Here is a 13,400-nt window from a genome sequence, read left to right on the forward strand (position 1 = left end):
ACAGAGCAGTTGGCCGGGGGGTCGGCACGTCAGGCATCAGGAGGACGCAATGCGCACGAGTACCCGCCGGTCCCGCAGGCTGGGGGCCCTCGCGGCCGTCGCCGCGCTGACGACAGGGCTGCTGGCCGGCTGCGCCAACGACGACGACGGTGCGTCGAACTCGGACGGCGGCAGTGGCGGCGGCGGCAGGACGACACTGACCGTCGGCACCTTCGGCGTCTTCGGCTACAAGCAGGCCGGCCTCTACGACGACTACATGAAGCTGCACCCGGACATCTCCATCAAGGAGAACGTCACCACACGCACCGACGTGTACTGGCCCAAGACCCTCACCCGCCTCCAGGCCGGTTCCGGCACCGACGACATCCAGGCGATCGAGGTCGGCAACATCACCGAGGCCGTGCAGACCCAGGCCGCCAAGTTCGTCGATCTCGGCAAGGACGTCGACAAGTCCCGGTGGCTGGACTGGAAGACGGCCCAGGCCACCACGAAGGACGGCAAGACGATCGGGCTCGGCACCGACATCGGTCCGATGGCCATCTGCTACCGCAAGGACCTGTTCCAGAAGGCCGGTCTGGAGACGGACCGCACCAAGCTCGCCGCGCAGTGGAAGGGCGACTGGAAGAAGTACGTGGACCTCGGCAAGGACTACATGAAGAAGGCGCCGAGCGGCACCAAGTACGTGGACTCCGCCTCCTCCGTCTACAACGCGGCCGTCGGCGGCGAGAGCGAGCGGTACTACGACAAGGACGGCAACGTCGTCTGGGACGAGTCCGCGGGTGTGAAGAAGTCCTGGGACACCGCCATGGAAGTGGCCACCAGCAACATGTCGGCGAAGCTGAAGCAGTTCGACCCGACGTGGGACCAGGGCTTCGCCAAGGGCACCTTCGCGACGGTGGCCTGCCCCGCGTGGATGATCGGCTACATCGAGCAGAAGTCCGGTGACTCCGGCAGCGGCAAGTGGGACGTGGCGGCGGCGCCGACCGCGGCCAACTGGGGCGGCTCCTTCATCGGCGTACCGACGGCGAGCAAGCACCAGAAGGAGGCCGTCGCGCTGGCGAAGTGGCTGACCGCGCCCGAGCAGCAGGCGAAGGTCTTCGCCAAGCAGGCGAGCTTCCCGTCGACCCCGTCGGCGTACGCGGATCTGAAGCCGCAGGCCGACACCACGGCGTACTTCTCGAACGCGCCGATCACGCAGATCTTCTCCGACTCGGCGAAGACCATCCCGACGCAGTCCCTCGGCGCGAAGGACCAGCCGATCGGCACCGCGATCACCGACGTGGGCATCCTCCAGGTCGAGCAGAAGGGCAAGTCCCCGGCCCAGGGGTGGTCCGCGGCCTCCAAGGAGATCAAGGACGTGCTCGGCCAGTGACCAGCCCGAAGCAGGCTCTCGCGCAATCCGCGCCGAGTGCCGACGCCGCGCCCGGCACACCGCCGGGCGCGGCGCGGGGCGCTCACGGTCGCGGTACGCCGCCCCCGGGCACGAGTTCGTGGCGCAGCCGGCTGTACCGCTGGGACATGAAGGCCTCGCCGTACGCCTTCATCGCCCCCTTCTTCATCATCTTCGGGGCGTTCGGGCTGATCCCGCTCCTCTACACGGCCTGGTACTCGCTGCACAACGTGCAGCTGTCCGCACTGGACCACCAGACCTGGGTGGGCCTGGACAACTACAAGAACCTGTTCGCCTCGGACTTCTTCTGGAACGCCCTGACGAACACCTTCACCATCGGTCTGATCTCGACGGTGCCGCAGCTGCTGGCGGCGATCGGCATCGCGCACCTGCTCAACTACCGGCTGCGCGGCTCGACCGTCTGGCGCGTCGTGATGCTCACCCCGTACGCCACCTCGGTGGCGGCCGCGACGCTCGTCTTCACGCTGCTGTACTCGTGGGACGGCGGCATGATCAACTGGCTGCTCCACTTCGTCGGGGTCGACCCGATCAACTGGCGTGAGTCCGACTGGGGCGGTCAGTTCGCCGTCTCATCGATCGTCATCTGGCGGTGGACCGGCTACAACGCGCTGATCTACCTCGCGGCGATGCAGGCGATCCCGGCCGACCTGTACGAGTCGGCGGCCCTCGACGGCGCCAACCGCTGGCAGCAGTTCCGGCACGTGACCGTTCCGATGCTGCGCCCGACGATCCTGTTCACGGTGGTCATCTCCACCATCGGCGCGACCCAGCTCTTCGGCGAGCCGCTGCTGTTCGGCGGCGTCAGCGGCTCGAAGGGCGGCTCGGCGCACCAGTACCAGACGCTCGGCCTGTACATGTACGACCAGGGCTGGCTCATCGGCAACCTCGGCAAGGCGTCCGCGATCGCCTGGTCGATGTTCCTGATCCTGCTGATCGTCGCCGTGATCAATCTGCTGCTCACCCGTCGCCTGAGGAAGTCCCAATGACCACAAGTGACCTGACGATGCCTCAGGCCGGGGTTAAGAGCGGGGGCACGGGAGCGGGCAACGGCGAGAAACGCCGGGCATCCCGGCGTCCTCGGGTGCTCGGCGCGGGCAAACAGCTGCACGCGGGCCCGGTCACCTACGTCGTGCTGACCGTCTTCGCGCTGATCTCGCTGGCGCCGCTGGTGTGGACGGCGATCGCGGCCTCGCGCTCTGACACCCGGCTGGCGCAGGCGCCCCCGCCGCTGTGGTTCGGCGGGAACCTGTTCAAGAACCTCCAGTCCGCCTGGGAGCAGGCCGGCCTCGGCACCGCCATGCTCAACAGCACGATCGTGGCCGGCACCATCACGGTCGGCACGGTGCTGTTCTCCACGCTCGCCGGGTTCGCCTTCGCCAAGCTGCGGTTCCGGTTCTCCAGCACCCTGCTGCTGCTGACCATCGGGACGATGATGATCCCGCCGCAGCTGGCCGTCGTACCGCTGTATCTGTGGATGAGCGATCTGCACTGGTCCAACCATCTGCAGACGGTCATCCTGCCCACCCTGGTCACCGCCTTCGGCACGTTCTTCATGCGGCAGTACCTGGTGCAGGCGCTGCCCACCGAACTGATCGAGGCGGCGCGCGTCGACGGCGCGAGCAGTCTGCGCGTCGTGTGGCACGTGGTCTTCCCGGCGGCGCGGCCGGCGATGGCGGTGCTGGGGCTGCTGACCTTCGTGATGGCCTGGAACGACTTCCTGTGGCCGATCATCGCGCTCAACCAGCAGAACCCCACCGTGCAGGTCGCCCTCAACTCGCTGGGCACCGGCTACGTCCCCGACCAGGCGGTCATCATGGCGGGCGCGCTGCTCGGCACGCTGCCGCTGCTCATCGCCTTCCTCCTGTTCGGCAAGCAGATCGTCGGCGGGATCATGCAGGGCGCGATCAAGGGCTGACCCCCTGCCGTCTTCAGGGGGCCGGGTCATCGCCGCCCCGGCCCCCTTTCTCCCCCCTCCTCCGACCCGTCGGTCTCCACGACCACCTATGGGAGCGCTTCCATGCCTGAGCCCGAAACGCCCGTGACCTTCCCCCCCGGTTTCCTGTGGGGCGCGGCGACCTCCGCCTACCAGATCGAGGGAGCGGTGCGCGAGGACGGCCGTACCCCTTCGATCTGGGACACCTTCAGTCATACGCCCGGCAAGACGGCCGGCGGCGAGCACGGTGACACGGCGGTCGACCACTACCACCGCTACCGCGACGACGTGGCCCTGATGGCGGAGCTGGGCCTGGGCGCGTACCGCTTCTCGGTCTCCTGGCCCCGGGTGCAGCCCACCGGTCGCGGCCCGGCCGTCCAGCGCGGCCTGGACTTCTACCGCCGCCTGGTCGACGAGCTGTTGGCGCACGGCATCCAGCCCGCCGTCACCCTCTACCACTGGGACCTCCCCCAGGAGCTGGAGGACGCGGGCGGCTGGCCGGTGCGGGACACCGCGCTGCGCTTCGCCGAGTACGCGGGGATCGTGGGCGAGGCGCTGGGCGATCGCGTCGAGCAGTGGATCACCCTCAACGAGCCGTGGTGCAGCGCCTTTCTGGGGTACGGCTCGGGCGTGCACGCTCCCGGCCGGACGGACGCGGCGGCGTCACTCAGGGCCGCGCATCATCTGAACCTGGGGCACGGTCTGGGCACGTCCGCGCTCCGGGCCGCGATGCCCGCCCGCAACACGGTCGCGGTGAGCCTGAACTCCTCGGTGGTCAGGACGGTTTCGCAGAGCCCGGCCGATCTGGCGGCGGCGCGGCGCATCGACGACCTGGCCAACGGGGTCTTCCACGGTCCGATGCTGCAGGGCGCGTACCCGAAGCACCTGTTCGCGGACACGTCCTCGGTCACCGACTGGTCCTTCGTGCTGGACGGCGATCTCCAGCTGATCAACCAGCCGCTCGACGCGCTCGGCCTCAACTACTACACGCCGGCGCTCGTTTCGGCCGGGGACGCGTCCGGCGGCGGGTCGAGCGCGGACGGTCACGGGGCGAGCGAGCACTCCCCCTGGCCGGGTGCGGAGGACGTCACCTTCCACCAGACTCCCGGTGAGCGCACGGAGATGGGCTGGACGATCGACCCGACAGGGCTGCACGACCTGATCATGCGTTACACCCGCGAGGCACCGGGTCTGCCGCTCCACATCACCGAGAACGGCGCTGCGTACGACGACAAGCCGGACCCCGAGGGCCGCGTCCACGACCCGGAGCGGATCGCGTATCTGCACGGCCATCTCTCCGCCGTCCGCCGCGCGATCGGCGACGGCGCCGATGTCCGCGGCTACTACCTCTGGTCCCTGATGGACAACTTCGAGTGGTCCTACGGCTACGGCAAGCGCTTCGGCGCGGTGTACGTCGACTACGCGACGCTGGCCCGTACGCCGAAGTCGAGCGCCCACTGGTACGGGCAGGCGGCCCGGACGGCCGAGCTGCCGCCGGTGCCGGTCGCCGAATAGAGCCGCCGGGGGGCAGCGCACGAGGGCAGCGCTGCGCCCCGGCCGGGTGGGGGGATGTTCCGGCCGGGGCGCGCGTTCCCCCGTGGGTTCGGGGCCTGTGAGCAGGAGACGACTGGGGATTCCTACTTGTAGGCGCCGAAGGCCTTCGAGAATGCGTTGCCGTCCTGGACGATCGAGCTGCAGGCGGCGTCGGCGGAGTTCTTCGCGCCGCCCGCGCACTGCTTGTCGCGGGTCGCGGACCACATGGAGAGCCAGCCCAGACCCTTCGACTTGGCGAAGTTCACCAGCTGCGTCGCGTCGTCGACCTTGAAGATCTCGCTGGCGACGTCGTTGACGCCGAGCATCGGAGTGACGGCGACCGCCTTCCAGGCCGCGCTGTCGGAGAGCCCGAGGACGCTCTTGACCTGGGCCTGGGTGGCGGTGGCGGCCTGCTCGGCGTACGTGCCCATGTCACCGCTGTAGCCGGGGCCGTAGTCCATCGCCATGATGTTCACGGTGTTGATGGAGACGCCGTTCGACTTGGCGTTGGACAGCAGGTTCACACCGTCCTGGGTCAGACCCTCGGGCATGACCGGGAGCGTGTAGGAGACGTCCAGGTTCGGGTGCGCCTTCTCCAGCTTGGCGATGGCCTGCGCACGGCGGGTGTTGGCGGCCGTGTTCGGCAGCGCACCGCCCTCGACGTCGAAGTCGACCTTGGTGAGCTTGTACGCGTCCACGACCTTGCCGTACGCCGTCGCGAGCGCGTCCGCCGACGAGCAGGTCGTCGCCAGCTCCGAGCCGGAGGCGCCGCCGAAGGAGACCCGGACGTCACCGCCCTTGGCGCGCAGGGCACCGATCTGTCCGGCCACCCCGTCGCTGCCCAGGTCCGTCACGCCGCCCCACTTGGGGGTGCAGCCGCCGCCGTCGGTGATGAAGGCGAGGTTGTACTCCTTCACGCCGGTGGCCGAGGCGCTCGCGACCAGGTCGAAGGCCGGGTAGAGGGACGTGTCGACGTAGGGGGCGAAGCCGGCGCTCGCCTTGGTGCCGCTGCCGGAGCTCTCGGAGGCCGAGGGGCTGGGGGTGGCCGGGGTGCTCGGCGTGGGGCTCGTGGTCTTGGTGGGGGTGGCGGTCGGCTTGGGCGTCGAGGGGTCCGTCGGGCGGCCGCTCGGCTCGGGGGTCGCGCCGTCGTCCACCGAACACTTGGCGCTGTCGATGAGACAACCGGTGGGGTTGGCGGTGCCGTTCACGACGAAGCCGACGGTGACGGACTTGCCGGCCGCCAGCCCGTCCTTGTCCCAGGACGGCGGCTTCACGGTGACGTGCTGTCCGCTCACCTTGGACTCGCCGTTCCACAGCGAGCTGAGCTTGGCTCCGGCCGGCAGGTCGAACTCCAGCGTCCAGTCGTTCTTCGCCTGGCCGGTGTCGTTCGTGATGACGTACTGCGCGGTGTAACCGGTCGACCAGTCGCTGGTCTTGGTGTACGCGGCGCCGACGGAGGCCGCCTGCGCGGTCCCGGTGACCAGGAAGGCACCTCCGCCGACCACCGCCGCCGCGACGATGCCGCCTATCGCCTTGTTCCTGCCACTGACCTTGCGCCGGTGCGTGCTGCTCATCGCGTGCCTGCCTTCGCGGTTTCACGGGGGGGGTTCGCCGGGGCGGCTCACGAGGGAGGCCTCCGGGGTGGGTGCGAGCAGCACGCTAGCGATCCGGAATCGGGCAAACCGCTTGATCCGGACGGTGGTTGGGGATCTTAGGGTGCGCTTAAGGAAGGCATCGGGAGTGGTTAAAGGTCGAGACCAATTTCGACCGTCGGCCGTCGTGAAACCCCGGGACGCCGACGGGCGTCAGCTCACGCCCGCGCGCCTGCGGCGCCGTACGGAACCCCGGTGGCCCCGGCGGACCGGAGCCCGCCCGTCGAGCTGGATCCAGATCCGCACCTCGGTGCCGCCCAGCACGGACGAGCCGATGCGTACGTCCCCGCCCGTCGACTCCGCGAGACGGCGCACGATGTCGAGGCCGAGGCCGGTCGACCCGTCACTTCCGGAGCCCTGCCCGCGGGCCATCGCCGCGTCCGGATCCACGATCCCGGGGCCCGCGTCCGAGACCAGCACGATCACCGCGTCCTCGCCGTTGTGCACGTCGACCGCGAAGGCCGTGCCCTCCGGGGTGTGCCGGAAGACGTTGCCCAGCAGGGCGTCGAGCGAGGCGACCAGGTCGGCCCGGGCGACGGGTATCCGCACGGGCCGGTCCACGCCCGCGACCCGCACCTTGCGGCCCTCGTCCTCGGCGAGCGCCGACCAGAAGTCCATCCGCTCCCGAACGACCTCGGACGCGTCACAGCCGACACCGGTGGCGATCGCCGCGGTCTGCGGCTTGGCCTCCCGGGCCGTCCGGATGATCGTGTCGACCTCGCGCTCCAGCTGGGCAACGGCGGCCCGGGTCTGCTCAGCCGCCGGACCGTCGCCGAGCGACGCCGTGTTCAGCCGCAGCACGGTCAGCGGCGTCCGCAGCCGGTGCGACAGATCGGCGGCCAACTCCCTTTCATTGGCCAGGAGTTGTACGACCTGATCGGCCATGGAGTTGAACGCGACCGCTGCGAGCCGCAGTTCGGTCGGCCCTTCCTCGGGCACCCGTGCGCCGAGCTTCCCCTCCCCCAGCTCGTGCGCGCTCTCGACCAGCCGCTGCGCGGGCTGCACCATCCGTACGCCGAGCCGGTCGGCGACGGCGACCGAGCCGATGATGAGCGCGACACCGACCACGGCGAGCACGGCCCAGGCCGTGGCGACCCCGTTGCTGACCTCGGCCTCGGGGACGTACACCTCGACGACGGCTATCTCGCCGGAGCTCAGCGCGACGGGCTGGAGCAGGGTGGAGCCGCCGGACACCTCCGTGGTGGAGGCGCGGCCCAGCTTCCGGGTCGTGGTGATGTCCTTGTCGGCGGCGCGCTGCTTGCCGAGCTCAACCGCGGCCGCGCCGTCGGCGGCCGGGATGTGCACGGCCATCCCGGCGTCGGTGCCTGCGGAGGCGACGACCCGCGCCAGCTGGTCCCGGTCGGTGGTGATGGAGAGCGCGGGCGCCACGGCCGCGGCCTCCCGCTCCGCGTTCGAGAACGCCCGGTCGCGGGCCATCTCCTTGATCACCAGACCGAGCGGGATCGCGAAGGCCACCACAACCATCGTGGTCACCGCCACGCACACCTTGACCAGCGCCCACCTCATCGCGCCCGCCTCATGGCGTCGACTCCGCTCTCGGCGGCTCCAGCTTCACGCCGACGCCCCGCAGGGTGTGCAGATAGCGCGGCTTCGCTGCCGTTTCACCCAATTTCCGTCGCAGCCACGACAGATGCACATCTATGGTCTGGTCGTCCCCGTACGCCTGCTGCCACACCTCGGCGAGCAGCTCCTTGCGCGGGACGACCACTCCTGGCCGGCCGGCCAGGAAGGCGAGGAGATCGAACTCGCGGCGGGTGAGGTCCAGCCGGACGCCGTCCAGCTCGGCCTGGCGTCGCAGCGGGTCGACGGCCAGACCGCCGACCCTGATCACCCGAGACGGCGGCGCCTCGCCCACGACCGCACGCGAACGCCGCAGGACGGCCGCCATGCGCGCCGACAGGTGCTCCACCGAGAACGGCTTGGTCAGATAGTCGTCCGCGCCGTCGTTCAGCAAGCGGACGATTTCCGTCTCGTCGTCCCGCGCGGTGGCGATGATCACCGGGACGTCGGTGATCCCGCGCAGCATCTTCAGCGCCTCGGACCCGTCCAGATCGGGCAGACCGAGGTCCAGGATGACGACGTCGAAAGAGAAATGGGCGACCTCGCGCAGCGCCTCAAGAGCGGTGCCGACACTGCGCACGGTGTGCGCGGCATCGGTCAGATGCCGAATGAGGGCTGAGCGTACGAACTGGTCGTCCTCGACCACGAGCACACTTGCCATGGGCGGCACCGTACGCCATTCGGGGGACGGGGGTCCGGCGCCTGTGGACAACCGCCGGTGTGACCCACCCGAGAGACACCGGTGGGGCGCGTGGTGCAGTATGGCCCGCGATGCGCAGAGGTCTCGTACACGTACTGGCTTGGTCGCTCGCCACGGGCGCGGCGGTCACGCTCTCGTGGTGGGGTGTCCACACGGTGATGGCCGGCACGGCCTACGACCCGCCCCGCGCCCTGCCCATCACGGCCGGCGACGCCACCACGCAGGACGCGAAACCGCTCGCCTCCTCGACGACCCGCCCCTCGCCCTCGAAGAGCGCTTCGAAGACACCCGAGAAGAGCCCGACGCCGAGCGGGACACCTTCGGCCTCCACTCCGGCGAAGCGCACCCCCAGCGCCGGAACCAGCACTTCCGGACAGGTCAAGAGCTACGACACTGACGGCGGACGGGCCGTCTTCGAGCTCGGCAAGGCCTCCGCGACCCTCGTCTCCGCGACGCCGCGCTCGGGCTGGTCGATGCAGGTGTGGAAGACGGAGAAATGGATCCGCGTGGAGTTCGGCTCGGGCGCGGACCGGGTGTCGGTGTTCTGCACCTGGCACGACGGCCCGCCGCGGGTGGAGGTCGGCAACTACTGAGCGCGTAGGCGTCCGGGAACCGCGGCCCGCCCACGCCGGCTCAGCGGAACACGGAGGAGGGCGGGGCGGGTGACGCCACCGCCGCCGCGTCCGTGACCGGCCCGGCTCCTCCGGTGAAGTCGGCGAGTTCCCTGCCGTGTTCGAGGCGCCCGGGATGCGGGTCCGAGGCCGCGCGCCGGGTCAGTTCGGCCACCGGGAGCGGCTGGTCGGAGCCGACGAGGACGGCGTTGCCGAACCGCTTGCCGCGCAGCACGGTCGGGTCGGCGATCAGGGCCAGCTCGGGGAAGACGGCCGCGGCGGTGGCGATCTGGCGGCGCAGATGCGCGAGCGGCGGCCCGTCGGCGAGGTTGGCCGCGTAGAGACCGCCGGGCTTGACGACCCTGCGGACGTCGTCGAGGAATTCGACCGACGTGAGGTGGGCGGGTGTCCGCGCTCCGCTGAACACGTCCGCGATCACCAGATCCGCCCAGCCGTCCGCGACCTTGGCGAGTCCTTCACGGGCGTCCGCCGAGCGCACCCGTATCCGGACGTTCGGGTCCAACGGGAGCTCGCGGCGGACCAGTTGGACGAGGGGCGCGTCGCGTTCGACGACCTGCTGGGTGGAGCGCGGGCGGGTGGCGGCCGTATAGCGGGCGAGGGTGAGGGCGCCGCCGCCGAGGTGCACGACGTGCACGGGCCGGCCGGCCGGGGCGACCAGATCGATGACGTGGCCGAGCCGGCGCTGGTACTCGAAGTTCAGATACGTGGGGTCGTCGAGGTCGACGTGCGACTGCGGGGCCCCGTCGATGAGCAGGGTCCAGGCCCGCGCCCGGTCCCGGTCGGGTATCAGCTCGGCGAGCCCTCCGTCGACCGGCTCGACGACGGCTTCGGCCGCCGGCTGTCCGCGCCGCGCGTTCCGCGCACTCCTCGGCTTTCCCATCCCGCCATTATCGGGGCCTACGGGCACGTCGGCCCGGCGGCGCTTCTCGAGGTCCGCGACAGCCGGGGTCCGGGGCGGCCGGCGACACGCAGAGCCGGCGGCCGACGTACGGAACAGGACGGGACAGGGAGCCGGAGTCAGCGGCAGTTGTCGGCGGCCTCGATGAGCCGGGCGGCCTCTCCGAGCGCCTGCCGCAGCACCGCCGGATCCGTCGCCAGGTCCGCGTCCCCGGGCGGGAGCAGCCAGTCCGAGCCCTCGACCGGGGGCTGGGGGGCGAGGCTGATTCCGCGGCCGTTGGTCTGCGTACAGGTGCTGCCGGGCACGTCCCAGGCGTCGGCGGTGCCGGGCGGCACCAGGAAGCCGAGGGTGTCGCAGCTGTCGTCGTGGAGCACCGGTCCGACGGAGTCGCAGGAGCCGCGGCGGAGGATGTCGACCGCTTCCAGGCCCTGCCGCGCCGGGACGGTCACGAGGTCGCAGTCGGCGACCGGCTGTGGTGGGGCGCTGCACTCCGCGGTCGGCACATGCCGCGCCGTCGACAACGCCGTACGGAACTCGGTGGTCTGCCTGATCTCCATCCCGGCCTCCAACACGGAACCCTCCTCCTGACGAGTAGGTCGGGAGTTCGGGCGGCTCCCGGTCCACAGGGTTCAACGCGTCAGAACGTCAACGGCTACGGCGGAACTCCGCCGCAAAGGATGGCAGTTCATGGCAGAACGTGGATGAGATATCCGGTTTGTAGCCAAACCCAGAGTGGCGACCTCGTTACAGCAGGTACGTTCTTGCTCGCCGGGAACAAGGCGCCAACAGTGCAGTAAAAGGGCAACTCACCTTGAATCCGGCATGGTTCGACGGTTCGCATGAGAGGGGCCGGCCATGGCGTCGTCAACGGTGACCTCGTCCCAGTTCCCCCGGCCGCCACGGCCGAACCTCGCCTTCCGGCAGCTGCGCGGGCAGCGCTCACCGGGCGAGTTCGCCGCGGCGGTGCGACGGGCGGCGCGTGAGATCAGCGAGCGGGTCAGCTGTGACGCGCGCTACATCGGCCGCGTGGAGGCAGGCGAGATCCGCTGCCCCAACTACGCGTACGAGCGGGTGTTCCTGCACATGTTCCCCGGTCGCACGCTGGTCGATCTCGGCTTCGCGCCTCGCTCGTCCGTACGCGGACGGGGGGCGCGTACATCGGACGAGGCACCCTCAGCGCACCTCACCAGCCTTCCGTGCGCCCCGCATGAGACGGCGAGGGCGTGCGACCCGTATGACACGCAAGACGCGTGCGACACGCACGAGTACCACGATCAGAACCACGAGGAGAGCGACGTGCAGCGTCGCGCATTCATGACCGGCGGCACCGCCAGCGTGGCGGTCGCTTCACTGGGCCCCTTCGGGCTCACGTTTGACTCCCCGGCCGCGGCCACGGACGCGGGCCGTCCGGTCCACCGGGCCGGCAGGCCGGAGGCGGGCGCCCTCGAGGAGGCCGTCCGGAAGATCCGGCTGCTCGACGACCGGCACGGCGCGGACGGTCTCTACCGGCGCGCCGCCACCCCGCTGCGCACGGCCTACGCGCTGCTCGACGCGGGCACGATGCGGCAGACGACCGCCGACCGGCTGTACGCGGGCGCCGGTGAACTGGCCATCTCCGTGGGGTGGCTGGCGCACGACTCGGGCCGGTTCGACGACGCGCGCTCGCACTACGCGGAGGCGCTGGCGACCGCCCGGATGTCCGGGGACCCGGGTCTGGAGGCGCACGCCTTCTGCAACACCGCGTTCCTCGCGCGCGACGCGGGCCGGCCCCGGGAGGCCGTACGGGCGGCGCAGGCGGCCCAGCGCGCGGCCGGCCCCCTGGGCTCCCCCCGTCTGATGTCCCTGCTCGCCCTGCGGGAGGCGGGCGGCTGGGCCGGGCTCGCCGACCGCACCGGCTGCGAGCGGGCCCTGGCCCGGGCCCAGGCCCTCTACGAGCGGGGCCCGTCGGAGTCGGATCCGGAGTGGATGAGCTTCTACGGGGAGGCCGAACTGGAAGGGCTGGAGGCGCAGTGCCGGTCCACGCTGGGCGACTGGCCGCGCGCGGCCCGGCACGCCCGCCGCGCGGCCCATCTCCAGGACCCGCACTTCACCCGCAACATCGCCCTCTACACCGCCGAACTCGCCGACGACCTCGCCCGTGGCGGCCGCCCCGACGAGGCCGCCGCGGCGGGACTGCGCGTGCTGGACCTCCTCGACGAGGTCCAGTCCTCCCGGATCCAGACGATGCTCTCGGGCACGGCCCGGGTCCTCCTCCCGCACCGCAGGGCCTCGGGCGTGTCGGCTTTTCTCGACCGCCACGCGAGCCTGCCCCGTACGGCGTGACGGGCCGGGGACGGCGTCCGGATCAGCCCTGGTCGACCAGGTGGCCGCAGTCGTTCCACGTCTCGATGGCGGGCTCGCCGTAGGCCCAGCCGAGCACCGACAGGGAGGTCGGGTTGAGGCGGATGCGGGCGGCGAAGTCGACCGGCAGACCGAGCCAGCGGGCGCCGATGGCGCGGAGGATGTGGCCGTGGGCGAAGATCAGGACGTCCCGGTCCTCGGCGCGGGCCCAGGCGACCGCCTCGTCCGCGCGCGCGGTGACCTGCTCAAGGCTCTCGCCGCCGGGCACCCCGTCGCGCCAGATGAGCCAGCCGGGCCGGATCCCCTGGATCTCGGCCGGCGTCATGCCCTCGTACGCGCCGTAGTCCCACTCCATGAGCGTGTCCCAGGTGCTCGCCCGCTCGCCGAAGCCGGCCAGGTCGCACGTCTCACGCGCGCGTACCAGCGGACTTGTGCGCACCTCGGCACCGGCCAGCGCCTCGAACGGCGCGCGGTACAGTCGCTCGCCCAGCAGCTTGGCACCGCGTCGGCCGCCCTCCAGAAGCGGGATGTCCGTCCGGCCGGTGTGCTTGCCGGCCAGCGACCATTCCGTCTGTCCGTGTCGGGCCAGCAGGATGCGCGGTGCCATGAAGAGGCCTTTCCGGGGAAATGAGAGGCGGGTCCCTCCATCATCGCGCACGCTTGCACGGGGCAACCCGCCGGGCGATCTCTGCGTCTTTGACGACCGGGGGCGCTCCTCGG

12 protein-coding genes are annotated in these 13,400 nt (G+C 70.9%); 6 read left to right on the top strand and 6 right to left on the bottom strand.

The features are described from left to right. Positions 1–49 precede the first annotated feature (49 nt). The 4 genes from ACFWM2_RS26460 (at position 50) to ACFWM2_RS26475 (ending at position 4,859) form a co-directional block, all read left to right on the top strand. On the top strand, positions 50–1,372 hold the full coding sequence (locus tag ACFWM2_RS26460; protein ID WP_383284743.1) for an extracellular solute-binding protein: 1,323 nt from the start codon (positions 50–52) through the stop codon (positions 1,370–1,372). Further along, positions 1,369–2,397: a carbohydrate ABC transporter permease gene (locus tag ACFWM2_RS26465; RefSeq protein ID WP_383284746.1), complete on the top strand. Its 1,029-nt coding sequence runs from the start codon at positions 1,369–1,371 to the stop codon at positions 2,395–2,397. Before ACFWM2_RS26460 ends, ACFWM2_RS26465 begins: the two co-directional genes overlap by 4 nt. Continuing rightward, positions 2,394–3,326 (top strand): carbohydrate ABC transporter permease, encoded by a 933-nt coding sequence (locus tag ACFWM2_RS26470; RefSeq protein WP_383284749.1) that lies wholly within the window; start codon positions 2,394–2,396, stop codon positions 3,324–3,326. Before ACFWM2_RS26465 ends, ACFWM2_RS26470 begins: the two co-directional genes overlap by 4 nt. Before the next feature lie 102 nt (positions 3,327–3,428). Continuing rightward, complete coding sequence (locus ACFWM2_RS26475; protein WP_383284752.1) at positions 3,429–4,859, top strand: GH1 family beta-glucosidase; 1,431 nt, start codon at positions 3,429–3,431, stop codon at positions 4,857–4,859. Between the two features lie 122 nt (positions 4,860–4,981). Here ACFWM2_RS26475 and ACFWM2_RS26480 read toward each other — a convergent pair whose 3' ends face one another. The 3 genes from ACFWM2_RS26480 to ACFWM2_RS26490 form a co-directional block, all read right to left on the bottom strand. After that, positions 4,982–6,451 (bottom strand): cellulose binding domain-containing protein, encoded by a 1,470-nt coding sequence (locus ACFWM2_RS26480; RefSeq protein ID WP_383284755.1) that lies wholly within the window; start codon positions 6,449–6,451, stop codon positions 4,982–4,984. Positions 6,452–6,682: 231 nt separating this feature from the next. After that, positions 6,683–8,056: a sensor histidine kinase gene (locus ACFWM2_RS26485; RefSeq protein WP_383284759.1), complete on the bottom strand. Its 1,374-nt coding sequence runs from the start codon at positions 8,054–8,056 to the stop codon at positions 6,683–6,685. A gap of 10 nt (positions 8,057–8,066) precedes the next feature. Next, positions 8,067–8,771, bottom strand: coding sequence for a response regulator transcription factor (locus ACFWM2_RS26490; protein ID WP_383284762.1), 705 nt, complete (start codon positions 8,769–8,771; stop codon positions 8,067–8,069). A 110-nt stretch (positions 8,772–8,881) separates the two neighbouring features. On the opposite strand from ACFWM2_RS26490, the gene ACFWM2_RS26495 reads away from it, so the two are divergent. Next, entirely contained in the window at positions 8,882–9,403 is a 522-nt protein-coding gene (locus ACFWM2_RS26495; RefSeq protein ID WP_383284765.1) for a hypothetical protein, read from the top strand. A 40-nt stretch (positions 9,404–9,443) separates the two neighbouring features. Here ACFWM2_RS26495 and ACFWM2_RS26500 read toward each other — a convergent pair whose 3' ends face one another. Then, complete coding sequence (locus tag ACFWM2_RS26500; protein ID WP_383284768.1) at positions 9,444–10,322, bottom strand: spermidine synthase; 879 nt, start codon at positions 10,320–10,322, stop codon at positions 9,444–9,446. A gap of 137 nt (positions 10,323–10,459) precedes the next feature. Beyond that, the gene (locus ACFWM2_RS26505; RefSeq protein ID WP_383284771.1) at positions 10,460–10,912 is read right to left on the bottom strand and encodes a hypothetical protein; all 453 of its coding nucleotides are present in this window, start codon (positions 10,910–10,912) and stop codon (positions 10,460–10,462) included. Positions 10,913–11,195: 283 nt separating this feature from the next. On the opposite strand from ACFWM2_RS26505, the gene ACFWM2_RS26510 reads away from it, so the two are divergent. After that, positions 11,196–12,662 carry a hypothetical protein gene (locus tag ACFWM2_RS26510; protein ID WP_383284774.1) on the top strand — a complete coding sequence of 489 codons (1,467 nt, stop codon included), beginning with the start codon at positions 11,196–11,198 and terminating at the stop codon, positions 12,660–12,662. Between the two features lie 22 nt (positions 12,663–12,684). On the opposite strand, the gene ACFWM2_RS26515 is transcribed toward ACFWM2_RS26510, so the two are convergent. Then, on the bottom strand, positions 12,685–13,287 hold the full coding sequence (locus tag ACFWM2_RS26515; RefSeq protein ID WP_383284777.1) for a histidine phosphatase family protein: 603 nt from the start codon (positions 13,285–13,287) through the stop codon (positions 12,685–12,687). Positions 13,288–13,400 lie beyond the last annotated feature (113 nt).

Source organism: Streptomyces sp. NPDC058371 (assembly GCF_042723265.1).
GTDB lineage: Bacteria > Actinomycetota > Actinomycetes > Streptomycetales > Streptomycetaceae > Streptomyces.